General features: G+C 66.1%; 28 protein-coding genes. 7 read left to right on the top strand and 21 right to left on the bottom strand.

Annotated elements, in window-relative coordinates; genetic code table 11:
• Positions 1-45: 45 nt before the first annotated feature.
• Positions 46-912 (top strand): sulfotransferase, encoded by an 867-nt coding sequence (locus tag U5N23_RS08925; RefSeq protein ID WP_322592458.1) that lies wholly within the window; start codon positions 46-48, stop codon positions 910-912.
• Positions 913-1,087: 175 nt separating this feature from the next.
• On the opposite strand, the gene U5N23_RS08920 is transcribed toward U5N23_RS08925, so the two are convergent.
• The 7 genes from U5N23_RS08920 to U5N23_RS08890 all read right to left on the bottom strand — a co-directional run bounded on the left by U5N23_RS08920 (position 1,088) and on the right by U5N23_RS08890 (position 8,211).
• Entirely contained in the window at positions 1,088-1,579 is a 492-nt protein-coding gene (locus U5N23_RS08920; protein WP_322592457.1) for a hypothetical protein, read from the bottom strand.
• 105 nt (positions 1,580-1,684) lie between these two features.
• A complete protein-coding gene (locus U5N23_RS08915) occupies positions 1,685-3,616 on the bottom strand; it encodes a YhgE/Pip domain-containing protein (protein WP_322592456.1) in 1,932 nt (643 codons plus the stop codon).
• 426 nt (positions 3,617-4,042) lie between these two features.
• Positions 4,043-4,432 carry a DUF5329 family protein gene (locus U5N23_RS08910; RefSeq protein WP_322592455.1) on the bottom strand — a complete coding sequence of 130 codons (390 nt, stop codon included), beginning with the start codon at positions 4,430-4,432 and terminating at the stop codon, positions 4,043-4,045.
• A gap of 144 nt (positions 4,433-4,576) precedes the next feature.
• Positions 4,577-5,968, bottom strand: a complete 1,392-nt coding sequence (gene rimO, locus U5N23_RS08905; RefSeq protein WP_322592454.1) for a 30S ribosomal protein S12 methylthiotransferase RimO — start codon at positions 5,966-5,968, stop codon at positions 4,577-4,579.
• 209 nt (positions 5,969-6,177) lie between these two features.
• Entirely contained in the window at positions 6,178-6,636 is a 459-nt protein-coding gene (locus tag U5N23_RS08900; protein WP_322592453.1) for a hypothetical protein, read from the bottom strand.
• Positions 6,637-6,658: 22 nt separating this feature from the next.
• Complete coding sequence (phaR, locus tag U5N23_RS08895; RefSeq protein ID WP_322592452.1) at positions 6,659-7,225, bottom strand: polyhydroxyalkanoate synthesis repressor PhaR; 567 nt, start codon at positions 7,223-7,225, stop codon at positions 6,659-6,661.
• Positions 7,226-7,566: 341 nt separating this feature from the next.
• Positions 7,567-8,211: a hypothetical protein gene (locus tag U5N23_RS08890; RefSeq protein WP_322592451.1), complete on the bottom strand. Its 645-nt coding sequence runs from the start codon at positions 8,209-8,211 to the stop codon at positions 7,567-7,569.
• Positions 8,212-8,608: 397 nt separating this feature from the next.
• Here U5N23_RS08890 and U5N23_RS08885 point away from each other — a divergent pair, with 397 nt between their 5' ends.
• Positions 8,609-8,761 carry a hypothetical protein gene (locus U5N23_RS08885; RefSeq protein ID WP_322592450.1) on the top strand — a complete coding sequence of 51 codons (153 nt, stop codon included), beginning with the start codon at positions 8,609-8,611 and terminating at the stop codon, positions 8,759-8,761.
• 116 nt (positions 8,762-8,877) lie between these two features.
• Here the strand turns inward: U5N23_RS08885 and U5N23_RS08880 are convergent, their stop codons facing one another.
• A complete protein-coding gene (locus U5N23_RS08880; RefSeq protein WP_322592449.1) occupies positions 8,878-9,081 on the bottom strand; it encodes a hypothetical protein in 204 nt (67 codons plus the stop codon).
• Positions 9,082-9,339: 258 nt separating this feature from the next.
• Here U5N23_RS08880 and U5N23_RS08875 point away from each other — a divergent pair, with 258 nt between their 5' ends.
• Complete coding sequence (locus U5N23_RS08875; RefSeq protein WP_322592754.1) at positions 9,340-11,598, top strand: GGDEF domain-containing protein; 2,259 nt, start codon at positions 9,340-9,342, stop codon at positions 11,596-11,598.
• Positions 11,599-11,607: 9 nt separating this feature from the next.
• Here U5N23_RS08875 and U5N23_RS08870 read toward each other — a convergent pair whose 3' ends face one another.
• Positions 11,608-13,806: a response regulator gene (locus tag U5N23_RS08870; RefSeq protein WP_322592448.1), complete on the bottom strand. Its 2,199-nt coding sequence runs from the start codon at positions 13,804-13,806 to the stop codon at positions 11,608-11,610.
• A gap of 124 nt (positions 13,807-13,930) precedes the next feature.
• Positions 13,931-14,314 carry a response regulator gene (locus U5N23_RS08865; RefSeq protein ID WP_322592447.1) on the bottom strand — a complete coding sequence of 128 codons (384 nt, stop codon included), beginning with the start codon at positions 14,312-14,314 and terminating at the stop codon, positions 13,931-13,933.
• 142 nt (positions 14,315-14,456) lie between these two features.
• On the opposite strand from U5N23_RS08865, the gene U5N23_RS08860 reads away from it, so the two are divergent.
• Together U5N23_RS08860 and U5N23_RS08855 are read left to right on the top strand one after the other, a co-directional pair.
• Positions 14,457-14,762, top strand: coding sequence for a hypothetical protein (locus U5N23_RS08860; RefSeq protein ID WP_322592446.1), 306 nt, complete (start codon positions 14,457-14,459; stop codon positions 14,760-14,762).
• A 104-nt stretch (positions 14,763-14,866) separates the two neighbouring features.
• The gene (locus U5N23_RS08855) at positions 14,867-15,079 is read left to right on the top strand and encodes a hypothetical protein (RefSeq protein WP_322592445.1); all 213 of its coding nucleotides are present in this window, start codon (positions 14,867-14,869) and stop codon (positions 15,077-15,079) included.
• A 48-nt stretch (positions 15,080-15,127) separates the two neighbouring features.
• On the opposite strand, the gene U5N23_RS08850 is transcribed toward U5N23_RS08855, so the two are convergent.
• The 7 genes from U5N23_RS08850 to U5N23_RS08820 form a co-directional block, all read right to left on the bottom strand.
• On the bottom strand, positions 15,128-15,292 hold the full coding sequence (locus U5N23_RS08850; protein WP_322592444.1) for a hypothetical protein: 165 nt from the start codon (positions 15,290-15,292) through the stop codon (positions 15,128-15,130).
• Between the two features lie 153 nt (positions 15,293-15,445).
• A complete protein-coding gene (locus U5N23_RS08845) occupies positions 15,446-15,703 on the bottom strand; it encodes a hypothetical protein (protein ID WP_322592443.1) in 258 nt (85 codons plus the stop codon).
• Positions 15,704-15,884: 181 nt separating this feature from the next.
• Entirely contained in the window at positions 15,885-16,469 is a 585-nt protein-coding gene (locus U5N23_RS08840) for a hypothetical protein (protein WP_322592442.1), read from the bottom strand.
• A gap of 139 nt (positions 16,470-16,608) precedes the next feature.
• Entirely contained in the window at positions 16,609-16,770 is a 162-nt protein-coding gene (locus tag U5N23_RS08835; protein ID WP_322592441.1) for a hypothetical protein, read from the bottom strand.
• A gap of 240 nt (positions 16,771-17,010) precedes the next feature.
• Positions 17,011-17,229 carry a hypothetical protein gene (locus U5N23_RS08830; RefSeq protein ID WP_322592440.1) on the bottom strand — a complete coding sequence of 73 codons (219 nt, stop codon included), beginning with the start codon at positions 17,227-17,229 and terminating at the stop codon, positions 17,011-17,013.
• 443 nt (positions 17,230-17,672) lie between these two features.
• Positions 17,673-17,909 (bottom strand): hypothetical protein, encoded by a 237-nt coding sequence (locus U5N23_RS08825; protein ID WP_322592439.1) that lies wholly within the window; start codon positions 17,907-17,909, stop codon positions 17,673-17,675.
• A gap of 164 nt (positions 17,910-18,073) precedes the next feature.
• A complete protein-coding gene (locus tag U5N23_RS08820) occupies positions 18,074-18,613 on the bottom strand; it encodes a hypothetical protein (protein WP_322592438.1) in 540 nt (179 codons plus the stop codon).
• 347 nt (positions 18,614-18,960) lie between these two features.
• Here U5N23_RS08820 and U5N23_RS08815 point away from each other — a divergent pair, with 347 nt between their 5' ends.
• Positions 18,961-19,182 (top strand): hypothetical protein, encoded by a 222-nt coding sequence (locus U5N23_RS08815; RefSeq protein WP_322592437.1) that lies wholly within the window; start codon positions 18,961-18,963, stop codon positions 19,180-19,182.
• A gap of 145 nt (positions 19,183-19,327) precedes the next feature.
• Positions 19,328-19,510, top strand: a complete 183-nt coding sequence (locus tag U5N23_RS08810; RefSeq protein WP_322592436.1) for a hypothetical protein — start codon at positions 19,328-19,330, stop codon at positions 19,508-19,510.
• A 402-nt stretch (positions 19,511-19,912) separates the two neighbouring features.
• Here U5N23_RS08810 and U5N23_RS08805 read toward each other — a convergent pair whose 3' ends face one another.
• The 4 genes from U5N23_RS08805 to U5N23_RS08790 all read right to left on the bottom strand — a co-directional run bounded on the left by U5N23_RS08805 (position 19,913) and on the right by U5N23_RS08790 (position 25,371).
• On the bottom strand, positions 19,913-22,489 hold the full coding sequence (locus U5N23_RS08805; protein ID WP_322592435.1) for an ATP-binding protein: 2,577 nt from the start codon (positions 22,487-22,489) through the stop codon (positions 19,913-19,915).
• A gap of 101 nt (positions 22,490-22,590) precedes the next feature.
• Entirely contained in the window at positions 22,591-23,076 is a 486-nt protein-coding gene (locus tag U5N23_RS08800; RefSeq protein ID WP_322592434.1) for a hypothetical protein, read from the bottom strand.
• On the bottom strand, positions 23,073-24,545 hold the full coding sequence (locus tag U5N23_RS08795) for a catalase (RefSeq protein WP_322592433.1): 1,473 nt from the start codon (positions 24,543-24,545) through the stop codon (positions 23,073-23,075). The genes U5N23_RS08800 and U5N23_RS08795 overlap by 4 nt, the downstream gene beginning before the upstream one ends.
• Positions 24,546-24,573: 28 nt before the next feature.
• Positions 24,574-25,371: an alpha/beta fold hydrolase gene (locus U5N23_RS08790; RefSeq protein ID WP_322592432.1), complete on the bottom strand. Its 798-nt coding sequence runs from the start codon at positions 25,369-25,371 to the stop codon at positions 24,574-24,576.
• Positions 25,372-25,382: the final 11 nt, after the last annotated feature.

Raw genomic sequence — 25,382 nt, 5'->3', positions numbered from 1 at the left:
TCCGTGTGAGATAGTCCCTCCCAATCCAACCATCCCTTTGCCGCCGTGACAGCCCCCTCGCCCCGCTACCACTTCATCACCGGCCTGCCGCGCGCGGGCTCCACGCTGCTGTCGGCCCTGCTGCTGCAGAACCCGCGCTTTCACGCCGGCATGAGCAGCCCGGTGGGCGGCCTGTTTCGCGGCATGCTCAACCAGTTGGGCGCGGGCAGCGAGTTCGGCCCCGTGGTCACCCGCGCGCAGCGCCACCGCCTGGCGCGTGGCCTGTTCGACAGCTACTACGCGGACCAGGCGGCCGAGAAGCAAGTCATCTTCGACACCAACCGCATGTGGAGCGCGCAGATGCCCGCCCTCATGGAGATGTTCCCCGGCGCCAAGCTGATCGCCTGCGTGCGCAACGTGGCCTGGGTCATGGACAGCATCGAGCGGCGCTACCGTGCCAACCCCTTCGAGATCACCCGCCTGTTCAACGACGATACCGAGCGCAACACCGTCTACAGCCGCGTGGACACCCTGGCACAGCGCAACCGCATGGTGGGCTACCCGTGGACGGCGCTCAAGGAGGCCTTCTACGGCGAGCATGCCGCCTCGCTGCTGCTGGTCGACTACGACCTGCTGGCCCAGGCACCGCACAAGGTGCTGCCGCTGATCTACCGGTTTCTCGGTGAGCCGGCCTTCGAGCACGACTTTGGCAAGGTGCAGTACGACGCCCCCGACTTCGACGAGGCCCTGGGCCTGCACGGCCTGCACAAGGTGCGGCCCACCGTGGGCCTGGAGCGGCGCGAGACCATTCTGCCACCCGACCTCTTCGAGCAGTACGGCAAGCTGTCGTTCTGGCACGACCAGGCGGGTAGCCGCGCCAGCGTGATCACGGCCAAGGGCGTCCCGCCAGAGGCGCAGCAGCCGCTGCCCTGATGGGCTGCCACAAGGGCTGCAGCCCGGCCAGGTGACCCACCATGGCTCACTGTGGAAGACAAATCCGCATCATACGGATTTGCTTTCAATCGTATAACTAGGCGGGAAGCCGCAGACAGTGCTTTGGCACGGCAAGGCTGCCCAACGACGTTAGACGGTTGAAAGCAAATTCGTATCACACCGTACCGGCGGTGGTGAGCAATTGGCGCACCTGGCCCGGTTTCAGCGCGCATTCCCCCCGCCCGAACCAGGGGCCCCAGCCCTGCAGGATCTTGCGCGAGAACCAGCCCCCTTCGGTACTGTAGGCCTTGACCGATGCGGCCACGGCGCCGGTCTTGCGGTCCAGGTAGTCCGTCTGCTGCACGCCGATGGGGATCAGCCGGCCCGCCACCGTGCCGTTCCCTTTGTGGACCTGGCGCAGGTCGCGCAAGTGGCCCACCTTGAAGTGGACCTGGACGGCGTTCTCCGGCCGGCACAGCGCCTCGAACTGCCGCGCCCCGGCGATCTCGTCGGCCATGGGCGCCACGAAGAGCAGCGGCGCAACCACCAGCCCCAGCGCCACCCTGGCGGCCACGGCGATGGGAATCCGCCTGACCAGCTTGAACGCCAGTGCCGACGCAACCGCCGCCCAGAACAGGACGACCAGCAGGAACAGGATGGCGGACATGGGCGCTTGCGGCAAGGGAATGTGGGGCCAGACGAATCTACCACCCGCCCCCAGGGCCCCAGCGCCCTTCTGTCACCCCACCCGGCCCGGCCGGCGGCGCAGGCGTCAGATGTCCATCGCGGGCCGGTGCTCCTCTGGCGTCACAAACTTCCACTGCCCCACCAGCAGCGAGAACACGAAGGCACCCACCGCAAACAGCCCCAGCACGGCCAGCGCCATGCCCCACTCGCCGCCCAGGGCCCCGAAGGCGCTGGCGCGCACGGCCTTGATGGACCAGGTGAAGGGCAGCCAGGGGCTGATGTCGCGGTAGAAGGCACTGGTCAGCTCCACCGGCAGCACGCCGCCGGCAGACGACAGCTGCAGCACCATGAGGATCAGCGCAATGGCCTTGCCCACGTCGCCAAAGCCGCGCACCAGCGCCAGGATGACGAGCATGAAGGTCAGCGAGGTGAGCGCCATCGACAGCGCCAGGCCCGCCATGTTCACGGCCTGCAGGCCCAGCACCAGCCACACCATGAGCAGCACGCAGGCGGCCTGCAGCAGGTTCACGCTCCACAGCACAGCGAGCTTGCCCAGCAGCAGCGACACGCGCGAGTAGCCTGCGGCCTCGTCGGGCAGGCGGCGCAGGTGGAAGATGAAGGCCGTCATCACCGCGCCCAGCCACAGCGCGATGGGGATGAAGTTGGGCGCCAGGCCCATGCCGTTGTTCTTGACCGGCGCATCGATCTCGATCTGCGGCTGGACCGAGATCGCCAGGCCGCTGGCCGTGCCCTCCACCCCGGGGCCGCCGGAGGGCAGCGAGGCCTCCAGCGTCTCGAGCCCCAGCGCGAGCTGCGAGGCGCCGTCCTTCACCTTCAGCAGGCCCGTGCGCAGCTCGCTGGCGGCGCCTGCCAGGGCCTTGCTGCCGTCCACCAGCTGCTCCACCTTGGCATCGGCCGGCACCTTGGCGGCCAGGGTGGAAGCGCCGGCCGCATAGGCGGCAAAGCCGTCGGCCATCTGGGCCACGCCTTGCGACAGGGCCTGCGCGCCCTCGGCCAGTTGGGCCTCGCCCTGGCCGGCCTGCTGCAGGCCGCCGCGCAACTGGCTGGCGCCGTCGGCCAGTTGCCCGGCCGCGCCAGACACCTTGTCGCCGCCAAACAGCAGTGACTTGGACTCGTCGCGCAACTGCCCTGCTCCATCGGCCAGGCGCTGCGCACCGTCTTCCAGTTGCGGCAGGGCCTGCTTGAGCTCGCCATGCCCGGTGGCCAGTTGCGCGGCGCCGGTTTTGAGGGCCTGCAGGTCGGCTGCCTCGGGCTTTTTCGCATCGAGCGTGCGCGCGCCCGCGCCCAGTTGCTTCATGCCGTCGCCCAGCTGCGCCACGCCGGTGGACAGCTCGGCAGCCCCCTTGGCCAGTTGCAGCGATCCCCCCTCGGCCTTGCCCATGCCGCCGTGCAGCGCCGCCGCCCCTTCGCGCAGCCGGGCCACGCCCTCGTGCAGGCGCTGCAGGCTGTCGGCCGCCGAAGAGCTGGCGCCCAGCACCACCTCCCAGCGCTTTTCGTTGAGCGATTCGTTGACCTGGTGGCCCAGCTCTTCGGCAAAACGCTTGGCGAAGCCCGCGCCCGCGTAGTTGTTGCCCTCCGAGGCAAACACCACCAGCTTGCCCGCCCCCGGCGAGCCCGCCGCCATGGCCCCGGCGCTGAAGTCGGCCGGTATGACCAGCGCAAACAGGCTCTTGCCCTGGCGCACGGCGCGCCGCGCCGCATCGGGGTCGCCCTCTTCGTAGAAGCCGAACTGCTGCTTGTCCTTGAGCGTCTGCGCCAGCTCCAGCCCCAGGTTCACCGCCTGGCCGTTGGCCAGGGTACCGCGGTCGAGGTTGACGATGGCGGCCGGCAGGTTGCCGGTGTGGCTGACAGGGTCCCACACCGATTCGAGGTAGATGAAGGCATAGAACGCCGGTATCACCACCACCCCCAGCAGCGACCAGCGCAGCTTTGGAAAGCTGCGCAGCAGCCGCGCCTCGAGCATCGAGACGCGCAATGCGTTGCTGAACAGGCGCATGAGCAGCGGGTCGGGTTCTGTGGTGTTGTGTTTGGCAAGGCAAGGTGAAGCCGGCCCTTGCGGCGCGGCGCCGCAAGCCTGGTGGCACCTTGCCTTTTCAGAGCGGATAACAAAACTCAGCGAAGCGGTTCTGGCTAGGCGCTGCGTCGCAGGCAGTACGAGTAGTACGACAAGACGCTGCAACCACGCCAGAAGAGTTTTGTTAGCCGCTCTGATGACCCGCAGTGTGCCTTGAACCGTGCGGGTTCGCAGGTACTGCGCGCCCGGCGGCAGCGCGTGAATGTGTAAAGATTTATGTAGCCAGCGGCCCTGCGGCCAGGCGCGCCTGGGCGGCGCAGCAGCGCCGGTGGCAGATCGACATGCCCGTCATCCCCTTGATGGGCAAGCAGCCGCTTCACGCCTGCCGCTGCGGGCCCCGTGCACTCATCACTTGCCTGTGGATGGGGCGTTCGCGCCGCCGGGAGCGCGGATTTTTTCCAGCTGCCTGCCAAACCACTGGGCGCTGGGCTGCACGGTGCCGTTGCACCGGACCTGGTAGGCCCGGCCCGAGGCGCTGCTCGACGAGGCGGCCAGCTCGATGAACTTTTCTGCGCTGGGCAGCGTGCTTCGCTTTTCGATGTATTCCAGCTTGCGCAGCAGGTGGGTCTTGGCCTCCGCAGCGCCGTGCCAGGAGCCATTGCGCTGGAACTCGCAATTGGAGGACTGCAGCGCGGCCAGCAGGGCGTCGATCTCGCCGCGCACCGGTGCGGCTGCGGGCGCTGCAAGCGAGATGTTTGCGAGAAGGCAGAACCAGAGAACGATCAGAGTGCGCAGCATCGGCATCGCGATTTTTTGAGGAAATGCGGCCCCGGCTCGATCAATGGCTCGCTCCAGGAATTCGCGCGGCACGCCCGGCCGCGCCTGCGTTTTCAGCCCGGCTCGCCGGGTGGAGGCAGGCGGGCGCGGGGGCCATCCATGGGTTCAGATCGGCTGCGCGATCAAATCGTGCCCGCGCACGCCCACGATGCGGGCGCGCGTGAACTCGCCCACCTTCATGGTCTTGCTGATCTTCTCGGGCGGCAGCAGTTGCACCGTGCCGTCGATCTCGGGCGCATCGGCATAGGTGCGGCCCACGCCGCCCTTGCGGCCCAGGCCGGGGGCGGAGTCGACCAGCACCTGCATGGTGGCGCCCACGCGGCGCTGCAGGCGGGCGATGGAGACCTCTTCGGCCACGGCCATGAAGCGGGCGCGGCGCTCTTCGCGCACTTCCATGGGCAGCATGCCGGGCAGCTCGTTGGCGGCAGCGCCGTTCACGTCGCTGTAGGCAAAGCAGCCGGCACGGTCGATCTGCGCCTCGCGCACAAAGTCCAGCAGGTGGGCAAATTCTTCTTCGGTCTCGCCCGGGAAGCCGGCGATGAAGGTGCTGCGGATGACCAGCTCGGGGCAGACCTCGCGCCAGCGCTGGATGCGCTCCAGGTTGCGCTCGCCGCTGGCCGGGCGCTTCATGCGCTTGAGCACATCGGGGTGGCTGTGCTGCAGAGGTACATCCAGGTAGGGCAGCACGCGGCCGGTGGCCATCAGCGGCAGCACGTCGTCCACGCTCGGGTAGGGGTACACGTAGTGCAGGCGCACCCAGGCGCCGTAGGGCTCGGCGATCTCGCCCAGAGTCTGCACCAGTTCGAGCATGCGCGTCTTCACGGGCTTGCCGTCCCAGAAACCGGTGCGGTACTTCACGTCCACGCCGTAGGCAGAGGTGTCCTGGCTGATCACCAGCAGCTCCTTCACGCCGCCTTCGAACAAGGCCTTGGCCTCGCTCAGCACGTCGCCGATGGGGCGCGACACCAGGTCGCCGCGCATCGAGGGGATGATGCAGAAGGTGCAGCGGTGGTTGCAGCCCTCGCTGATCTTGAGGTAGGCGTAGTGCTTGGGCGTGAGCTTGATGCCGGCAATGCCGAAGTTGCCCGGCACTAGGTCAATGAACGGGTCGTGCGGCTTGGGCAGGTTCAGGTGGACCGCGTCCATCACCTCCTGCGTGGCATGCGGGCCCGTCACGGCCAGCACGCTGGGGTGCATCTGGCGCACCATGTTGCCGCCGTCCGCACCTTCGCGCGCACCCAGGCAGCCGGTCACGATGACCCGGCCGTTCTCGGCCAGCGCCTCGCCGATCGTGTCCAGGCTTTCCTTGACGGCATCGTCGATGAAGCCGCAGGTGTTGACGATGACGAGGTCGGCCCCGTGGAAGGTCTTGGAGGTCTCGTAACCCTCGGCGCTCAACTGCGTCAGGATCAGTTCGGAATCCGTGAGGGCCTTGGGGCAGCCAAGGCTCACAAAGCCGACTTTGGGTGTTTTCGTGGGGGACAGTGCTTCGCTCATATCCCCGTATTGTCCCAGTTCCGGGGACAAAGGGGTATGGAGGGGGCTCTCCAGGCGTTGCACGCAGGCCCGAGGCGCCACGATGCCCGGGTTTTGTTCGCCCAAGTACTGGGCTGCCACTTTCAACCTGAACCCCATTTTCAGCATCTGCTGAAAATCACCTTGCAAGTGAAAATGGGCACTGCAGCTTGACCCAAAGGCCACCACCGCTACCCACTCATCTCCACCCGCACGACATGCCCCCGCTCGATGTAGCAGGTGAAATGGCGCCGCGCCGCCACACCCTGCAGGCACTCGAACGACAGGTCCCAGGGCTTCAGTTCATCGCCATCGGCCGGAATCGACAGGGCCACCCAGGCAAACGCCTCCCGCCAGTCGGCCGGAAACGGCTTGCGCAGCCACTGTTCGTACTCGCCGATCAGCAGGTCCTCCCCTTTGTGGAAGGCCAGGTCGGGGTCTTGCGTGTAGCGCTCGAAAAACGCCACCTGCCCCGGCACGGGCTCGGCCTCGCCCGGGGCCTCGATCGCCAGGGTGAGGGGGCGGCCTGCAAGCTGGGTCTCGCCTTCCCAGTAGGCGCCGTGTTTGGCGCGGATGAGCAGCAGGCCGCCGAAGACGGGGTGTTCGAGCTTGCGGCCCCCTCCCCCCAAAAGGCGTTGCAGAAAGCCCATGGCAACCTCCGCTCCGTTCGGTTCAGCGCTTGAGGCCGAAGGCCCCCAGCATCTGCTCCGTCTGCTTTTGCATCTGCTCCTGCATCTGCGTGAGCATGGACTGGGACTGCTCGACGTAGTTGCCCATCATGCCCTTGAGCATGGGCGATTGCAGGTTCATGAACTGCGCCCACATCTCGGGCGTGACGCTTTGCGACTGCTCGGCCAGCTTGGCCTGCACGTCGGTGAAGGCCTGCACGTTCTTCTCCAGGTAGGCACCCATGAAGCCCTGCATGGCATGGCCGTAGAAGCGGATGATGTTGGCCAGCACGGCCTCGGTGAACATGGGGGCGCCGCCGGCCTCTTCTTCCAGGATGATCTGCAGCAGGATGCTGCGTGTGAGGTCTTCACCCGTCTTGGCATCGCGCACCACCACGGTGTGGTGGGCCATCACCAGCTCGCGCACTTCGGACAGCGTGATGTAGGTGGAGGTGTCGGTGTCGTACAGGCGGCGATTGGGGTACTTCTTGATCACGCGCTGTGCAGACTTGCCGGGGGCAGATGCGGATGCGGTGGCTCCAGCGGGGGCGCTGCTCTTCTTGTCGGGCACTACGGACTCCTCGGGCGCACGGGCCCATCATGTGTGGTATCTGTCAATCTATTGCAGTGCAACAGATTCTAGGCAGTGCCGGCCCCTGCACCGGCAAAGGAATACCCTGATTCTCGAGAGTCGCGCAGTTGACAGCACGGTCCCGTCAAAAACGGCGCCCAACGCCTCCACAATGAAAAAGGGGCGCGCACTGTGTGCCGCCCCTGGATGCCGCCCTGCGTGGCGCGGCTTCTGCGAATATCTGCATTCAGCCGGATAACCAGGCGGGGAGCCGCATACAGTGCTGTAGCACGGCAAGGCTCCCCAACGACGTTAGCTGGTTGAAGGCAAATTCGCCGGTATCAGTGATAGACGTAGGTGGCGCTGTAGGGCACGGCCAGGCCCGACACACTCAGCGTCATCTTGATGGAGCCCGTGCCCGAGATGACATCGAAGGTGCAGACATTGAGCGTCCAGTTGTTGGCCAGCGCGTTTTGCTGGCTCTGTGTGATGGGCAGGCGCAGCGACGCATCGCCGCAGAACTCCTGCTGGCTCAGCGGCCGGGCCACATTGACCAGGGTGACCGGGTTCTGCGCCGTGCTCAAGGCCGTCACCCGCACGTCCAGCAGGTGGCCGGCGGAGCCGGTACCGTTGAAGGGCGGCTTCGTCACCACGCCGTCATAGCTCACCAAGGTGAAGACAGGATTGCCCAGGCTGACCTGGGTGAAGATGTCCTGGCCAAGGGCCAGCTTGGGCAGGTGCAGCAGATTGCCGGTGTTGATGAACTGGTTGTCCTCACCAACCACGGCCGGGTCGCCGGCCTTGATCAGGCCGGTATCCAGCAGCTTGATCACCACATTGAAGTAGTTCGCGTTGTCGATCTGCAGCATGGGCATGCGCAGCGTGCCGGTGGCGCCGTCGAACACCGCCGGATCGGCTGCCTGGGCCCCTGCCATGGCGCTCACGAGAAACGCCGCAACCGCGAGGTTTTTGGGGTTCGGTTTCACGTCTGATCTCTCCTGGAAGGCCCTTGCCGGACCTGTAACCGTTAACGTACATCGTAACCAACCGGGTCGGCCAACTATCTGTTGGTGCCTGGCTGGGGGCGTAGCGCATGCACCACACCGTAATGGGTGTATTGTCCGCCACCGTGTCTCTGACTGCTGGTGACCAAGGACACATCCGCATGCAGAACGCGCCTCATTTTTCAGCACCAAAGGCCACCATTCGCATCACTCAATACAACAATGAGTGCCAGAAAGACACATAAGGCACTGGACCATTGCCAATAACGCGCCGACGGGTGACCCAACCCGCCCCAGGTATAGGCATTGGCTGGCATACGTGGCCCTGCGATGGAGGTACGGTGGTTTCCAGACCACCAACCCGCCAAAGGAGCTCTCCATGCCCGCACCCGCACCCCAACCCCTGCCGCCCATCGACACCCCGCCGCTCGAACAGCCGCCCCAGCCGGCCTGGGCACCCGAGCCGCCCCAGGGCGACCCGCCTCCCGGCCCGGCCGAGTCGCCGGTGCAGGACCCGCCGCCCCATTTTTGAGCCAATGCAGGAGGGCGCAGCTCCCCTGCGCCGCATGCACCCAGGCGCACCTGTGCCTGCCCGGCCGCAGGGCCTGTGCAGACCCTGGGGTCGGGAGCGGGTCGTGTTGCGGCCGCTTACCGGTTGGGCTGCGGCACGGCTGCGTAGTTGGAAGCGATGGCCTGTAGCACGGCACCGATCAGCGCGGCATCCCCCGCATGGGTGGGAAGCACGTCCTTGACAATCTGCACAGCGTATTGAAGCTGCTCCTTGGCCAGCGCCGCAGACATGGCGTTGCCGCGCTTTTCATTGGGGGCAGCATCGCGGATGGTGAAGGACATGGAGCGCTTTCGCAGAGGGAAAGCGCTGAGTATGGACCTCCCCCCAATAGCCCTATCGGTCGTATATTGCGCAGGTGATGCATCCCCCGTGAACTCGCGCCACCCCCTGCTGCCCAGACAGCCAGCGCGCGGGCCCCTTTTCAACAGGGATGGATGAAAGGCAAGGCCCCGCAGGTGTTTTCCCCGCGAACCGACTCCCCCGGGTCTGCCCGGGCCCGCTCCGCGCTGCGGCTCGAACCGTGGCGGGTGTTCTTGTTCGTGTTCGCCCTGGCCGGGGTGGCCATCGCCTTGCAGCTGTTCACGGTGCGCCATGCCATCCGCGAGGTCGAGGTGGCCCGCCTGCAGGATGTGAGCCACTACGTCTCGGAAAACCTCACGCGCCAGCTCAAGGGCCTGAACGAAGCGCTCACACGCATCAGCCGGGACTACCGCGCCTCGGCGCTCGCGGCGTCCAGCGCCGACTCCTCGCGGCAACTGCACCTGCTCACCGATGTGCTACAGGCCGTGCGCGGCCTGGCGGTGTTCGACGCCAACGGCACGGCCGTGGCTTCGGACCGGGCCATCGACGTGGGCAGCGATTTCTTTGCCAAGGAGTTCTTTCGCACCGTGCAGGGCCGGCCCGACCCGCATGTTCTCTATCTCTCGCGCCCCTCGGCCTCGGACGACGAGGGCGTGGCACTGCACCTGTCGCGCGCCGTGTTCGACGCCGCGGGGCAGTTCACGGGCGTGGTCACCGCCACGCTGGACGACGAGTTCTTTGCCTTCACCCTGCGCGCGGCGCTGTTCGCGCCCGACATGCGGGCCACCATGGCGCATGCCGACGGCGAGGTTTTCGTGTCCGTGCCCAGCACAGGCGCCGAGCGCATGGCCAACCTCTCCAGACCGGGCTCCGCGTTCGAGGCCCATGTCAAGAGCCAGCGGCAGAGCACGGTGTTCGAGGGCATGGTGCCGGCCACCGACCGCCAGCGGCTGGTGGTGCTGGCCAGCGTCAAGCCGCAGGGCCTGGGGCTGGACAACACCGTGGTGCTGGCCGTGAGCCGCGAGCGCTCGGAGGTCTACGCGCCCTGGTACGCCCAGGTGCACCTGTATGCCATGCTGTATGCCACCGTGCTGGTGCTGGCCACGGGCCTGCGCCTGTTCGAGCGCCGGCGCCTGCGCCGGCTCATGGTGCAGGAGGAGGCCTCGCAGGCCGCGCTGCAGCTGACGGCGACCCGCCTGGAGCGCGCCCTCGACGGCGCGCAACTGGGCCTGTGGGAGCTGCAGGTGGATGCGCGCCAGTTGCGCATCGACGCCCGGGGCGCGCGCATGCTGGGCTACGGTGATGCCGAGGTGGTGCGCTCGGTCGAAGAATGGACCGCCACGCTGCACCCCGCCGACCGGGCCGGCAACACCGCCGCCTTCGCCAGCCACCTGCGCGGGGCGAGCCCCGCCTACGAAAGCGAATTCCGCGTAGGCGTGGGCGACGGGGGGCAGTTCGTGTGGCTGTTCAGCCGCGGCAAGGTGACCGAGCGTGCCGAGGACGGCGCCCCCCTGCGCATGATCGGCACCTTCATGGACATCACCGCGCGCAAGGCCAATGAGGCGGCCCTGGCGGATGCCGTGCTGCTGCAGAAGAAGTCCGGCGAGATCGCCCGGATCGGCGGCTGGACGCGGGACCTGACCACCGGCCAGTCGCAATGGACCGACGAGGTTTGGCGCATCCACGACCTCGCGCCCGGCGCTGCGCCCGACCAGCGGCATGCGCTGGACTTCTACACCCCGACCTCGCGGCCCCTGATCGAGGCCGCGGTGGCCCAATGCATCCAGGACGGCACGCCCTGGGACCTGGAACTGCAGATCGTCTCTGCCAAGGGGCGCCTGCTGTGGGTGCGAACGCAGGGCGAGGCCATCCGCCGCGACGGGGCCATCGTGCGCCTGGCAGGGGCTTTCCAGGACATCACGGCGCGCAAGCAGGCCGCGCTGGAGCTCGAGCGCCTGAACGCCACCCTGTCCGAGCTGTCCTACCAGGACGCACTCACCGGCCTGGGCAACCGCCGCCTGTTCGACGACACGCTGCAGGCCGAGTGGGCGCGCAACGCGCGCCAGGGCTCGGCGCTGTCGCTGCTGATGATCGACATCGACTATTTCAAGCGCTTCAACGACCGGCACGGCCACCAGGCTGGCGACGAGTGCCTCAAGCGCGTGGCCGGTGTGCTGCGCGAGGCAATGTGGCGCTCGCACGAGCGCGCCATGCGCTACGGTGGCGAGGAGTTCGCCATCCTGCTGCCCGAGACCACGATGGAGGGCGCGCGCCTGGTGGCGCAGCGGCTGCTGGACGCGATGGCCGCTGCCCGCATCGCGCACGGGGCCTCGCCCCTGGGGCCCTGGGTCACGCTGAGCATTGGCGTGGCCTGTGTAGCGCCATCGGCAGACGGCAGGCCCGCCACCCTCACACGGCGTGCGGACATGGCCCTCTACCAGGCCAAGGGCCAGGGCCGCGCGGGCTTTGCCGTCGACGAGACGCCAGCCAGCGCGTGAGGTCCGGGCCTACCGGCTGGCGCCACCATCGAGCAGCGCGCGCACGCGGCGGGCCATGTCGTCCACCGCGAAGGGCTTGGTCAGGATCTCCATGCCGGGCGAGACAAAGGGCTGCGAGGCCGAGACCTTCTCGGCGTAGCCCGTCATGAACAGGATCTTGAGGTCCGGCCGTTCGGCGCTGGCCGCCTCGGCCACCTGCCGGCCGTTGAGCCCCGGCAGGCCGACGTCGGTGATGAGCAGGTCGATGCGCCGCTCTCGCACCCGCAATTGGTCCAGCCCCGAGAGGCCGTCATGCGCCTCCAGCACCTGGTAGCCCAGGTCGCGCAGGACCTCGGCCACCATCTCGCGCACCAGCGCCTCGTCCTCCACCACCAAAATCACCTCGCCCCGGGCCGCTGGCGAGGCCATGGGTGCGGGCAGCAGCTGCGCCGGCCCGTCCTCGGCGCTGAAATGGGCCGGCAGGTAGATGCGCACCGTGGTGCCCTGCCCGTACTCGCTGAAGATGCGCGCATGGCCTTCGGACTGGCGGGTGAAGCCGTAGATCATGGACAGCCCCAGGCCCGAGCCCTCGCCCACCGCCTTGGTGGTGAAGAAGGGCTCGAAGGCGTGGGCCAGGGTCTCGGCCGTCATGCCCGTGCCGGTGTCGGTCACGCTGATGCACACGTACGGGCCCGGCTGCACGCCGTGCAGGGCGGCGGCATAGGTCGCGTCGAGCTCGGCGTTCTGGGTGTCGATGACGAGCCTGCCGCCGCCCGGCATGGCGTCGCGGGCGTTGATGGCCAGGTTGAGGATGGCGCTCTCGAGCTGGTTCTCGTCGCACAGCGTGGTCCACAGGTCGGGCGCGAGCTGCAGCGACAGCTCCACCTTCTCGCCGATGGTCTGGCGCAGCAGGTCCTGCATGGACAGCACCAGCGGATTGGCCCGCACGGCCTTGGGGCTGAGCGGCTGGCGCCGCGAGAAGGCCAGCAGCCGGTGGGTGAGCCCGGCCGCGCGCGAGGTGGAGGCCAGCGCCCGCGTGACGTAGGTGTCCAGGTCGGCTGGCGTGCCCTGCACACCCTGCCCGATGCGCTTGCGCAGCAGTTGCAGGTTGCCCATGATGCCCTGCAGCAGGTTGTTGAAGTCGTGCGCGATGCCGCCGGTGAGCTGGCCCACCGCCTCCATCTTCTGCGCCTGGCGCAGCGCTTCCTCGTGCAGGCGCAACTGCTCGGTGCGCTCGGCCACCTGCGACTCCAGCGTGGCATTGAGCGTCTGCAGCGCGGCCTCGGCCTTGCGGCGCTCTTCGATCTCGCGCTGGGCGGCCTCGAACAGGCGCGCATTGTCGATGGCGATCGCCGCCTCGGCCGCCAGCAGGGCCACCGAGCGCTCCGAGCGTTCGGTGAAGACCCCTGCTTTCGCGTGGCCGAAGAACAGGCCGCCGATCACATGGCGGGCCCGGTCGACCACCGGCACCGCCAGGTAGCTGGTCACGGCCAGGTGGCCCTGGGGCATGCCGTGGTACGGGGCGCTCTGGCCGTAGCGCGGGTCCTGGGTGATGTCGTCCGAGCGCACGATGCCCTCACCCGCAAACGTGGGGCCGAAGAGGGCCGTGTTGCGCGGCATGGGAAAGCCCTCGAACGCCGCGCGCGGCGCGCCGGACAGGGTGTACAGCGTGTAGCTCTCGCCGGCCTCGTTCACCAGGTTGTAGAAGAAGGCACCGAACTGCGCGCCGGTGACTTCCACGCCCGCATCGGTCACCGCCTGCACCACGTGGGCCAGGTCGTTCTCGCGCGCCAGCGTGGCGCCCACGCGGTTGAGGATTTCGAGCGTGCGCTTTTCTTCCAGCAGCGCATCCTCTGACACCTTCCACTGCGTGCGGTCGCGCAGCACCTTGACGAAGGCCACGGGCGCGGCGGCGGGGTCCGTCACGGGCGTGAGCTCGCCCACGGCCCAAAAGCGCGAGCCATCGGCGCGCATGCGCCAGCCCTCGTGGCCGCCGCGGCCCTTGGCCAGGGCATCGGCCATTTCCTCGGTCACGCGCGCCTGGGGGTTGGTTTCTTCAGGAAAGATGCGCAGCAGGGTCTGGCCCAGCATCTCTTGCTCGCGCCAGCCCAGCAGCCGCACGGCACCGGGGTTCCAGCTGAGCACGGCGCCATGGCTGTCCAGCGCGATGATGGCCGTGTCGGTGGCGCTGTTGATGACGGTGGATAACGCGGCTGCGCTCAGTTGCATGGGCTGTGGCTTGTTGGACACGTTCTGGTGGGCAGATGGCTCCCCGCTCGGGAATGGCCCACTGTACCTTCTCAAGCCCGTTTGAACCACCAGGTGTTTCAGGCAGTGGGCAGCCCCTGGAACCTCAACCGGGTTCCGGATCGGGCAGCCCCATGCAGTGCTCGAAAAAGACATCGAGCTCGGTGGACTTGTCGAACACGCCATCGGCGCCCAGTGCCAGGCAGCGGCGGCGCATGTCGGGGGTGGCATAGTTGGAGAGCACAAAGACATGCTGGCCCGTGCTGCGCTCGCGCACGGCCTGCAGCACTTCCAGGCCGGAGCCTGCGGCCAGGAACAGGTCCACCACCATCAATTGCCATTGGCCGCGCCAAAGCTCCATCGCCTGCCTGGCGCCGGTGGCAGTGGCGACGGTGGCAACAACGCGCGCATTGGCCAACTCCTCCAATGCCGGGACCAGGGTCTCACTGATCATTTTGTTGTCTTCGACAAGGATGGTGATGAAAGGCATCGTGGACCGTGCCGGTTACACCGGTTATTGGGAAGCTGCCTACAATCTAAGCGCACAGCCGAACCCTGCGTGTAGGCAATTGCCCCGGTTGCAGGGACTGCTACACGAATGTGTGATTTTTTTCCACCACAGAGCCTGAAATATGTCCCGCGACACGAAAACGCCCCAGGCAGCTGAAATCGCCGATGTGCTGAACCAGAATGTCGAGGCCGCCGAGCAGATCAAGGCCACGGCCAGCGAGCTGAACGTGGTGCACGCCGTGCTGTCCACGCAAATCCCGTCCGAGGCGCTCGAGGGCGACCTGCAGGCCGCCGTGGAACGCACGGACGAGCTGGAGCAACAGCTCAGCGAGACCGCCGAAGCGCTCGAAAAATCCAACGACCTGCTGCGCGAGATCGATGCCCAGCAAACCGCTGCCGCCGCTGCAGCAGCCGCCGCAAAAAAATAGCCGGCGTGCCGCCACCCCGTGCGACGCCCGCCGGGACGGCGGCATCGTCCTACAGCCGTGCCGCCACCCGGTGCGCACACTGGGGTTTTTGCAGCGGAGGCCCCATGGCCACACCACCCCCATCACCCGACGGCAAGCCCCGCAAGGACCCCGACCGCCCCACCCCGGCCTTCACGGAAACCGACGCCTCTGTCGGTCAACGCAAGCCTGCGGACTCGGCGCCCGAACGCGGGGACACCACGCCCACCGCCCCTGCACCCCACCCACCCGAGTCGGACGTGGACCCGGAGACCCCGGCGAGCATCAATTCCCCCTGACGGGGCGCGACGCCCCGGCCGATGGCATGGCGCGCCGGCGCGGGCGTCTTACAGCGGCGTCAGCGCCTCGGGCAGGCACGACTCCTCATGCCCTACGAGGCGGATCCACATGCCGGTCTTGCGGATGATGATGTAGTCGACGGTGACGACGCGGCCTTTGTAAAGAAATCGGGAACCGGGCTTGTACAGAACCATGGGGGTGGGAAGAAGCAAAGGGCATTGCAGGACACCCTTGTGCCTGCAGACAACAGGGCTCCATCGTGCCCGCGCATCTGCTACCGCGCTGTGACGGGCGGCAAAGACCTGTCGCCCTGGTCTGCCTCTTGGCGGCGTCCGAAGGCGCTCCGAGCCAGCCTTGAAAGACTCTCAGTGCTCGCCCACCACGGCGCGCGGGGCGGAGGCATCCACGCTGGGCGCGGACTGCGAAGAGACCAGCTGCGTGGCGGCCGGCAACTGGCTGGCGAGGGCGGCCTTGATCTCTGGCGCGGCCATCTTGAAGGCCACCACGCAAGACACCACCAGCACCGCAATGACCGCGGAGATGCCAAACACCCGCGAGTCACCCGCGCTGTCGGCACCCTGCAGCATGCCGTAATTGCCCGATGTGTTGCTCAAGGTTTTCATGTGGTTGCTCCTGGCTGTGTGTTGCAGTGAAGGTAACGGCCGGCGCTCGCCCGGGCTGTCGGACAAATGCCATTCCTGGCTGTCGAAAACCCGCATCCGCCGCCCAGCCCCGCGAGCCCCTCGCGCCATGAAAAAAGCCGCCTGGAAAGGCGGCTTCGGGGGGCGCAAATGCAGGGCCAGTTCACATCCGGTTCCACGGCCACTCACCGCACTTGGCCTGCGACACCGTCACATTCGCCAGGCGGCGCATGGCGGTGTCGTCGTAGATGTAGCTCAGGCGCACACCGGCCTGCAGGTCGGGTGCCACATGCGGGTCGCGGCACAGCGTGCCCAGCAGCTCGCGCTCCACCACGGCCTCGAAATCCGGCCGCACACCGGCGGGGCTGACCAGGAACTTCACCGTCACATGCCGGCCCGCATGCGTGGCCGAGGTGGTCAATATGCGCTCGTCGCGCCGCTCGCGCGCGTCCGCGTTGTACTCCTCGGCCAGGCGCTTGGCCAGCGCCTCGGCGGAAAGGCGTGCGCCCTTCTCCGACGGCGCCTTGCCCATGAGGAAGTTTTCATCGCACACGCGCAGCGCGATGTGGATGCCCGTGGGCGTGGGTTTTTCGGTGGCCTTCTCGACGCAGCGGTCGTACTGCGCCCGCGCCCTGGGGCCCAGGTCCTCGCGCGAGCGCTGGGGATAGTCCTGCGCCATGGCGGCAGATGCAAACAGCAGCGCGGCGCCAAGCGCAGCACCGCGTGCCAGTGGTGGCATGGTCTTCATGGTCGATTTCCCCCGGGGGTCTTGTTGGTGTTGGTCCATGCAGGGGTGCGGTCCCTGCAGCGAGCCTGCAGTGTGCTCGCCGGCCGCACCTGCGGCAAGCTGCGTTGCGCACGGTAACCCGTGCTGCGCGGGGGCACCGTCAGCCAGCGGCAAACGCCACCACCGCCACCAACAGCAGCACTGCGGCAGCCGCCAGCCACATCACGCGGGGGCTGTACTGGCCAAACTCCAGTTCACCGCCATCCGCCAGGCCGGCATCGGCAAAGGACATCTGGTGCTGGAATGGTTTGCTGGTGTTCATGGTGCTCTCCCGGTATCAATGTATGCAAAGGTAGCTGGCTGGCCCAGCCGTCCGTGTCAGACAAGTTCCCATCCTCGCAGCAGACGGGGCCGGTGGCGTTTTTGAAATGGGTGCGGATGTGACATACCGCACGAAGAGCGCACGAAAAGGAGAAGGGCCCGGGCGGCAACCCGCGGCGCGCGCTCGCGCACCCTACCCCGCGGGCCTGGGGCGCAGACCCATGGGGCGATGCCCTACCGGCTATTCGAACACCTTGCCGCTGTGCTCGCACACCCAGCTTCGGGCGTGGGCCAGGGCCTCGTCCTCGGTATCGAACCGGTCCTCGGGAGCCACGTGGAGCACCTCGCCCCCCGTCAGCTCCACCGACACGACCGACCACTTCTGTCCACGCACCAGGGTCACCCAGCAGCTGTCCGAATCACTGCACCGCAAACGGTGCTCCGTTGTCACCATGGCCATCGGCACATCCTTTGTCCACGCTGGAAGCCACATAGGAGGCTGTCGGACTTGGAAATCGTCGGCTGCAAATCGGCCGCAGCGGTCCATTTTTCACCGTCTTCTTGCCCCATAGCCCGGCTATGGGGCTGCAAATCCGGCAAAAACTGTCCTCGCTGGGGCCGATTTTCGCTTTCGACGTTCCAAGTCCGACAGCCTCCTAGGCGCCAGCACATCGATGGACCACTGTACGGCGGGTGCGCCGCCGCCCACGTCAGCCAACGCCTACAAAACCACCGCGCGCGGCTCTTTGCGCCGGCGCAGCCAGACCTGCCACGCGTGGAGCCCGGGCAGGACCAGGGCCGCCTGGATGCTACGGACGCACCCGCTTCCACTCGCGGTGCATTTCCTGCAGCAGCAGACGCTCCAGAAAGTCAGGCCCCGGGCGCACCGGGGCGCACCAGCGGCTACGCCGATTGGGTGACCGCGTGGCTGCGAATGATGTCCGACACCTTCATGAATTCGTCCAGGGCGCGCGGAACGAAATCGATCACGGGGTTGCTCGCGTTCCAGGCAATCCGGTTGAAGGTCTGCGCGGTCTTGCTGGCAATGCGCTCGGCGGCCTCGGCGGCCTCTTCGCGGATCTCCACCGCCAGCGCGCGCACCTGCGCCGTGGCCAGCAGGCGCTGTTCAAAATCATTCATGTCGGTTCACTTTCGCAGGGAAACAAAGGCCAGCCCCGCGGCAATCGCACAGGTGCAGGCCATTGTGCGCCACAAGCCCCGGGCACCGGGGCACGGGCTGCCCTTTCGGCGTGGCGGGTCTTGGCGCCCGGCGTTCGCGCGGCCCTCTTGTGAAAGACGCGTTTTTAACGCCGCACCTTGCACAGCGCTTCCCACAGCGCGGTAGCCGCAGTCGGCTGCGCACCGCATTCGAATGCCAGTTTCAGGAATTCCTCGGCAGACAGCGCGATTTCCTGCGGCAGCGCCCTCACCACCTGCATGGCGCCGGGCTTGAGCCGCTCGATCTCCCAGCTGGAGAGCCGACCATCCGAGAGCGCGGCCTGCCGGAACGCAGCGACGATATCGGCCGGCAGGTTGGGCCCATGCAGGTAGTACTCCAGCCGGGGCAGAAAGCTGGCTTCAAGATGCGCCCCGCCGACCGGGCTGCCATTGGCCTCGAACCACGCCTCGCGCGAGCGCCCCTGCCCCCCAGGGTAGCGGTCCGGCAGCGTGTAGTAGCGCAGGCGCTCCACAGGAATGCCGCCGCGCGCCACCAGCGACTGGTACAGCGCTGCCATGGGCTCCAGCGAACGCACCGTGGCGTCGTCGTGCCTGCGGCTGAAGTCGATCTGGCCCAGCCATGCTTGTTCCTGATCGGTAAGGTCAATGTCCGGGGTGCGTGTCATGTACCCCATTCTGCCCGCAGGCACGACCCAGGCGCCAAGATAAAAGTTTGGCTTGTCGGAATCCCGATACTCGAAAACCATGGCAAACCTGCTACACCCTGCCGGGGCTGGGGGCGCCGCGTTCAGTGAAAGTCCACCAGGCAATTTTCCGTTGGAGGCGCACACGCATCAGGGCCCACAATGCGACGCCAGTTCATTCCCCTTCCCAAGTGCCCAACTTCCACGTTCTCTTTGGCGTCATCGCAGTGGCCGCCGCGATCATCTGGGCCTCTCGCCAAGGCAACAAGACCGCCTCATCCCCAGATGGGCCCAGGCACCCACCTGCCGATGGCAAGCCGCCGCACCCGATGGCCTGGATCGCCTGCTCGCTGTTCGGCATCGTGTTTCTTGCGGCGGGCGTGGCGATGTGCTTCTCACCCGGGGAGCCTGCCGCTGGCGGGGGCAAGGGCGGTGCCATCCTTATCTATCTGGCCTATTGGCTCCTGGGTGACTACGGCCCGGCCATCGCCTTCATGGGCCTCGGGGTGGTGTGCCTGTACAAGTCCTATGCCCTGCTGCGCAATGCCTGAGCTGCACCGCCCCGGCCCTGGCCCACTGAGCACATCGTGAACACGGTCCTGCTGCGGATATGCCGACGCGCCGCCCGAGCGGCTTCGGCAGCGGCCCACCCGAATGGGCTACATCCACCCCAGCCCCGTTCTGCCACCATGGGCCATGGTCTCCACCCCCTCCCTGCCGCGAAACACCGCCCTTGCCCTCTGGGCCAGGGCCCTGGAGGAATGGCAGGCAGAGTCCACCCGGCTGGCCCAGGGGGGCGCGCCCGACAGCCACCGCGCCGCAGCGCTGAAAATGTCGCTGGACACCGCACGCTACCGCCTGGGCCTGGTGCCCGCATAGCAGCCAGGTGCGGTGCCATCAGGCAAGCCCGCGCCTGTCGCCTGTTCGGTCGTTGCCAGACCGTGGGGGCGACATGCGTTGGACGGCGGGAGCGGCGTGAACTGATCGACTCTCGTCGGCATTTCCAGGTTGTTGACGATGAGCATCTGCTCCGCTTCGCTGAGTCGCCTTCTTGGGTGATACAGGGCACAGGCGCACGCGGCTAGACTGCCGCTATCGGCCAAAAGCCGACTTTGCGTCAGCTAACCTGAGTGACCGCTTTGCAGCGATTGCTGCCTGTCGCGCCCGAAGTGCTGGCTGGCGAGAGTTGGCCAGGAGCCGAAATTCGCGACCGCCAGCCTTGTAGATGTCCTGCTTGGAGTCGCCCAAATGTAGTTCGCCAACAATATCACTGGACAAGCGTCAGCCCTGAAGGCGCACTTCGATTAACTCGACCTCCTGCCTCTGCGCTCGCAGGCTTCGCAACAAATGCAGGATGACCGTACGCATGGTGTCCTGACTCCAACGCGCACCCGCTTCACGGGCCGCACAGTAAGCCTGCTGCCCCAAAAATTGCTGAGCCGAGGCCTGTGACACCTCGCGAAAGTGGTTCTCGACTTCTCCCCGCGCGCCGCCAGTGGCTGCGTAACAGCCGTCCGCATAGCCATTCATCTGTGCGGCTTTTTGATACTGGCCGGAGTGACAAGCCATGTGAGCCAGGGCATCCCCCCATACATAAATGAAGCCATTGCCCATGTCCGACTCGAAGCAGTCGCTCGCGATGGCCGCTGCGCGGGCAATGTCGTTGGTGAGCAGATGAGCGTGCACCAGACTGATTGGGAGCAGAGCATGTCGGTACTTGCCAACCCGAAGCCGTGCATAGAGAGGCTCGCCCAAGTCGACTGCCTCCTTGGCCCGCCCTCGCGCAAGTTGAATGCCCATCAGACGGCATACCAGAATCATTCGCCCATGCTCATCGCCCGGAGGGCAATCCGCGGCGCAGTTCTCGACCCAGCGCAGATCGTCGTCTCGCCCCAGCCGCTGAGCGGCAAGGAGAATGGCAGTAGCACCGAAGGTGCGCAGACGGTTCGGCAAGGTCGGGACATCGAGGGTGCGCACTTCGTCGAGCACTTCGGCAAGGACTGCGGAATCACCCTGCGCCTGGTCGATGCAGTTGGCCTTCAGCGACAGGGTTTCGAAAAGTCCGTGGGCGTTGTTCGCGTGCCGATATGCGGCCTCGGCGATGCCAATCCATCTCTGAGCTCGTGGGTTGTCCGTATACGTCCAGTGGAGAATCGCCTCCCGAACCCATCCGCCGTGCAGGGCGTCTGTGGGGGCGATTTCCGCCAGGGGCTCCATCTGGGTCAGGTAGCGTGCAGCCTCGCCTAGACCACGAGTTCGCCGCATCAGGAATGCCAAGCTGGCGGCCAGGCTCAGGGCCAGTGTGCTCTCGTGCTCCAGCGCCCACTGAAAAGCGGCGCGGGCATTGCCAATCTCGGCCTGAAGAAGGTCGACCGCAGCGTCGACACACAATTCGCCATGCAGCGCGGAGTCGCGCGCCTGCCCATACAGATGCTCGAGTGCTTTCGCATGGCGAGCGCGAAGGACAGAGACCTCGTCACACTCGTTCAAGCGCTCGATCGCAAAGGCACGCGAGCTTTCCAGCAAACGGTAACGCGGCGACAGGCCGTCCTCGGGAACAACTAGCGAGCGATCGATCAGCTCGGAAATGGCCTCCATGAGTCGCCACGGATCCTCGCCTTCGACGTTGACGACTGGATCCAGCAGCGCCATGGAACAACCACCGGCGAATACCCCCAGGCGGCGAAACACGAGTTGCTCGAACGGGCCGAGCAAGGACACGCTCCACTCCAGCGCCGCCCGCAAGGTCTTGTGGCGCTTCGGTGCATCGCGGCGACCCGCGCTCAGCACCAGCCGCCGCTGTTCCAGCGAGCTTGCAACCCCCTGCAGGCCCAGCAGTGGGACGGCTGCCGCCGCGAACTCGATGGCCAAGGGAACGCCGTCGAGACGAAGGCAGATGTCGCCCACCAGATCAAGGGTTCGCTGATCGATGGCCAGCGGTCGCCCCGCTTGCTGGCAATGCCGCAGAAACAGGGCCTGTGCGGGCCAATGCTGGGCGATGCCGAACTCGGTTCCCACGCATGCTGCATCGAGCGGCGGCACCAGCAACACGATTTCGCCCGCCAGCTTCAGCCGGATTTGGCTGGTGACGAGCAAGCGCAACTGAGGGCAACCCTCCAACAACTGGTAGGCGATTGCAGCCACCGCGTCCACAAGATGCTCGGCGTTGTCGAGAATCAGCAAGGCCTGCGATGCGCGCAGAGCGGCCACGAGATCCTTCAGGCCTGCGCCGTTGCCCAGCGTCACGTCAGAGGCCTGCGCAATGCTTGCTGCAAGCAATTCGCCATCGCTCAAGGCGGCAAGATCGACCCAATGAACCGCCGCCATCGCCGTGGGGGTGCAATGGGGCTCGGTCATGAGCACTGCCCTTGCGAGGCTGGTCTTGCCGCTGCCTGAATGACCCGTCAGCGTCAGCAGCCGAGCCGTTTCGAGCCCGGTACGAACCTGATCGAGCAAGGCATCGCGACCGATTAGTGAGTGCGCGAAAGTGGCTGCCGGAGTTGGCGTAGGCGTTGCGACGCCCTGCGCATCGGCCGGCCTAGCGCTGAGGGTCAGATCAGCTTCAATGCGTGCGGTGAACTGATAGCCACGGCCCGGAATCGTGGTAATAAGTTCGGGGCCAAGCTCCTTGCGAATGGCACTCATGCCCACACGCAAATTGGCCTCTTCGACCACCGTGGTCGGCCAAACCAGACTCATCAATTCGCGCTTGGAGACAACACGACCAGAGCGCTGCGCCAGGGCCACCAAGAGATCGAATGCGCGAGCACCGAGAGTGATCTCTTGCCCCGACCTCAGCAGTTGGCGCGTCTTGAGGTTCAGCTCATGTTCGCCGAATCGGATGCAGTAGTCAGTCATGGATGTTCGGCGAAATGCGCCTGCAGAGAGCGGTTCAAGGCATAAGCAAGGTGATCGGATAGTGGAAATTATCGGTGGTCAGTCGCCTCATTGGTAAACACTCACGCGTTGATCGCAATCAGGCCGAGCCAGGCGGCCATGCAGGGCAAAACGAAGATAAACAGCTTGAACTTCGCATCCGGGATCTTGGGTCCGGCAATGGCATGCAGCGCAAGCAGCACCCCGAGTACCACGCCCAGGCCAAGCGGAAGTGCCGTCATCCCCAGCGAGGCCCCAATAATCCATATGCACGCCGGGACATGGACACCCATACGAAGCGCCCAAACGTTGTCCTCGCTCATTCCATTGATGGACGCAACGTCTATCAACGCGTCACCAAAGATCCAAAAGTAGCCCGCCATTTTCACGAATTCAGGCGCTGGAAGAGCTTGCACGACAGGTGCCAGTGCGATGTGATAGACGATGCCGAAACAGTTGCCTAGCCAGAGCCTTCCAGTCTTCTTGGCGACAAACATGGTGATCCAGCCAAGGCAGGACAGGGTCGCAAATGCAGCGGTGATGTGCCCTTGAGTGTTCATGATGTTCATCCGACGTTGTGCTGGCGCTGCCACGCATCCGCGTCGAAACGCAGTCCAAGCGCCCTGGCGACGCCGGCACCGTATTCCGGATCGGCTTGGGTACAGTGCTCGATATGACGCGACTGAATATGCAGCCCCGCGCCGCCAAGTGAGCGCGCAGTGTTGTCGAATAGCACTTGTTGCTGCTCTGGCGACATCAAGCGGAACAGCGCCCCAGGCTGCGAGAAATAGTCGTCATCCTCGCGGTGATTCCAGTGGTCTGCTGCGCCGCTCAGGCTCAGAGGAGGTTCGCTAAAGTCTGACTGCTCGGCCCACTCGGCGGAGTCATTCGGCTCGTAGCCGGGAATGCCGCCGTGGTTGCCGTCGGTTCGCATGGCACCGTCACGGTGATAGCTGTGCACCGGACAGCGCGGCGCATTCACCGGGATATGCTGATGATTGACGCCCAGCCGATAGCGCTGCGCGTCACCATACGAGAACAGTCGGCCTTGCAGCATCTTGTCTGGCGAGAAACCGATGCCGGGAACAACGTTGGCCGGGTTGAATGCAGCTTGCTCGACCTCGGCGAAGTAGTTGGCCGGGTTGCGGTTGAGCTCGAGCACGCCGACTTCGATCAACGGGTAGTCGGCGTGCGGCCAGACCTTCGTGAGATCGAAGGGGTTATAGGGCACTTTTCCGGTGTCCGACTCGGGCATGACCTGCACGCAGAACTTCCACCTGGGGAAGTCGGCCTTCTCGATGCTTTCGAAAAGATCGACCTGATGCGTCTCGCGAGTGAGGCCGATGGCAGCCTGCGCCTGGGCATCGCTCAGGTTGCTGATGCCCTGCATCGAGAGCCAGTGGAACTTGACCCAGAAGCGCTCCCCGTCTGTGTTGATGAAACTGAAGGTGTGGCTGCCGAACCCGTGCATGTGCCGATAGGTGGCGGGGATGCCCCGATCACTCATCACGACGGTAATCTGATGCAAGGCCTCGGGCAGGCGCGTCCAGAAGTCCCAGTTGTTCTTGGCGCTGCGCAGGTTCGTGCGCGGGTCACGCTTGACGGCGTGGTTGAGGTCCGGGAACTTCAGCGGGTCGCGCAGGAAGAACACCGGCGTGTTGTTGCCTACCAGATCCCAGTTGCCTTCCTCTGTGTAGAACTTGATGGCGAAGCCGCGAATGTCGCGCTCGGCGTCTGCTGCGCCTCGCTCACCCGCAACCGTAGAGAAGCGCACAAAGAGGCTGGTCTGCTTGCCGACCTGCGAAAACAGCTTGGCTCGCGTGAACCGGGTGATGTCCTTGGTGACGGTGAACGTGCCGTAAGCGCCTGAGCCCTTGGCATGCATCCGCCGCTCCGGGATCACCTCCCGGTCGAAGTGGGCCAGCTTTTCCAGAAACCAGACGTCTTGCAGCAACTGCGGACCGCGCGGGCCCGCTGTCATGACGTTTTGATTGTCAGCGACCGGACACCCGGCGCCAGTCGTCAGCTTCTTGCTCATGTGTACGCTCCTCGTTGTCATGCGGATCTCAGTGCGCGGCGGCCGCGGCTTCGATCAGCTCGGCCACAGCCTTTGGGTGCGAAGTCATCACCACGTGCGACGCGCCCGGCACCACAACGGTCTTACGCGAGCCTGCGCGCTCCGCCATGAAGCCGAGCCCTGCAGCGGGGATGTTCAGATCCGCCGTGCCATAGATGAAGTAGGAAGGAAACTTTTTCCACGCCGGTTCACCGCTGGCTTCGACGAGCGCCGCTTCGGCGATGGGGCGCTGGCCTGTAGCCATCAGTCGGGCTTCAGGCTCGGCGACGTCTGCCGCGAACTGTTTCCAGAACTTACCCTGGTCGATGTAGAGATCAACACCGCCTGCGGGCAGGGGCACGGGCTTGGCAAGGGCCGCACCGAGCGTGCCTCCTGGGAATTTGCCGGCCAGTTGCCCTGCGCTCTCGCCCTGATCAGGCGCGAAGGCAGCCACATAGACCAGCGATTTGACCTGGGGCTTACCAAGCGCAGCAGTGGTGATGACGGCCCCGCCGTACGAATGGCCGACCAGCACCACCGGGCCGGGAATGGAGTCGACGACGCTGGCCACATAGCGCGCGTCACCGGCTACGCTGCGCAGCGGATTGGCAGCCGCGACCACGGGATACCCGTCCTTCGAGAGCTGGCTGATAACGCCATTCCAGCTGGATGAATCGGCGAAGGCGCCGTGCACAAGGACGATGGTGGGTTTAGTGGAGGCGTTGTTCATGGTTTGGGCCTGTGCGCTAGCTTGGGTGAGACCGGCAAGCAGGCCGGCAGCGACGATGAGGGAAGCGAGTTTTTTCATGGGGTGATCTT

The organism is Acidovorax sp. (assembly GCF_034519795.1).
Taxonomy (GTDB): domain Bacteria; phylum Pseudomonadota; class Gammaproteobacteria; order Burkholderiales; family Burkholderiaceae_C; genus Acidovorax.
This window is presented reverse-complemented; position numbering and strand designations above follow the sequence as displayed.

Coding starts and splice junctions, on each gene's coding strand:
- U5N23_RS08920 (WP_322592457.1), bottom strand. CDS start 1,579: ATGTCCGCCATCCTGTTCCTGCTGGTCGTCCTGTTCTGGGCGGCGGTT.
- U5N23_RS08915 (WP_322592456.1), bottom strand. CDS start 3,616: ATGCGCCTGTTCAGCAACGCATTGCGCGTCTCGATGCTCGAGGCGCGG.
- U5N23_RS08910 (WP_322592455.1), bottom strand. CDS start 4,432: ATGCTGCGCACTCTGATCGTTCTCTGGTTCTGCCTTCTCGCAAACATC.
- rimO (WP_322592454.1), bottom strand. CDS start 5,968: ATGAGCGAAGCACTGTCCCCCACGAAAACACCCAAAGTCGGCTTTGTG.
- U5N23_RS08900 (WP_322592453.1), bottom strand. CDS start 6,636: ATGGGCTTTCTGCAACGCCTTTTGGGGGGAGGGGGCCGCAAGCTCGAA.
- U5N23_RS08885 (WP_322592450.1), top strand. CDS start 8,609: ATGCCCGCACCCGCACCCCAACCCCTGCCGCCCATCGACACCCCGCCG.
- U5N23_RS08880 (WP_322592449.1), bottom strand. CDS start 9,081: ATGTCCTTCACCATCCGCGATGCTGCCCCCAATGAAAAGCGCGGCAAC.
- U5N23_RS08870 (WP_322592448.1), bottom strand. CDS start 13,806: ATGCAACTGAGCGCAGCCGCGTTATCCACCGTCATCAACAGCGCCACC.
- U5N23_RS08865 (WP_322592447.1), bottom strand. CDS start 14,314: ATGCCTTTCATCACCATCCTTGTCGAAGACAACAAAATGATCAGTGAG.
- U5N23_RS08860 (WP_322592446.1), top strand. CDS start 14,457: ATGTCCCGCGACACGAAAACGCCCCAGGCAGCTGAAATCGCCGATGTG.
- U5N23_RS08855 (WP_322592445.1), top strand. CDS start 14,867: ATGGCCACACCACCCCCATCACCCGACGGCAAGCCCCGCAAGGACCCC.
- U5N23_RS08845 (WP_322592443.1), bottom strand. CDS start 15,703: ATGAAAACCTTGAGCAACACATCGGGCAATTACGGCATGCTGCAGGGT.
- U5N23_RS08840 (WP_322592442.1), bottom strand. CDS start 16,469: ATGAAGACCATGCCACCACTGGCACGCGGTGCTGCGCTTGGCGCCGCG.
- U5N23_RS08835 (WP_322592441.1), bottom strand. CDS start 16,770: ATGAACACCAGCAAACCATTCCAGCACCAGATGTCCTTTGCCGATGCC.
- U5N23_RS08830 (WP_322592440.1), bottom strand. CDS start 17,229: ATGGCCATGGTGACAACGGAGCACCGTTTGCGGTGCAGTGATTCGGAC.
- U5N23_RS08825 (WP_322592439.1), bottom strand. CDS start 17,909: ATGAATGATTTTGAACAGCGCCTGCTGGCCACGGCGCAGGTGCGCGCG.
- U5N23_RS08820 (WP_322592438.1), bottom strand. CDS start 18,613: ATGACACGCACCCCGGACATTGACCTTACCGATCAGGAACAAGCATGG.
- U5N23_RS08815 (WP_322592437.1), top strand. CDS start 18,961: ATGGCCTGGATCGCCTGCTCGCTGTTCGGCATCGTGTTTCTTGCGGCG.
- U5N23_RS08810 (WP_322592436.1), top strand. CDS start 19,328: ATGGTCTCCACCCCCTCCCTGCCGCGAAACACCGCCCTTGCCCTCTGG.
- U5N23_RS08805 (WP_322592435.1), bottom strand. CDS start 22,489: ATGACTGACTACTGCATCCGATTCGGCGAACATGAGCTGAACCTCAAG.
- U5N23_RS08800 (WP_322592434.1), bottom strand. CDS start 23,076: ATGAACATCATGAACACTCAAGGGCACATCACCGCTGCATTTGCGACC.
- U5N23_RS08795 (WP_322592433.1), bottom strand. CDS start 24,545: ATGAGCAAGAAGCTGACGACTGGCGCCGGGTGTCCGGTCGCTGACAAT.
- U5N23_RS08790 (WP_322592432.1), bottom strand. CDS start 25,371: ATGAAAAAACTCGCTTCCCTCATCGTCGCTGCCGGCCTGCTTGCCGGT.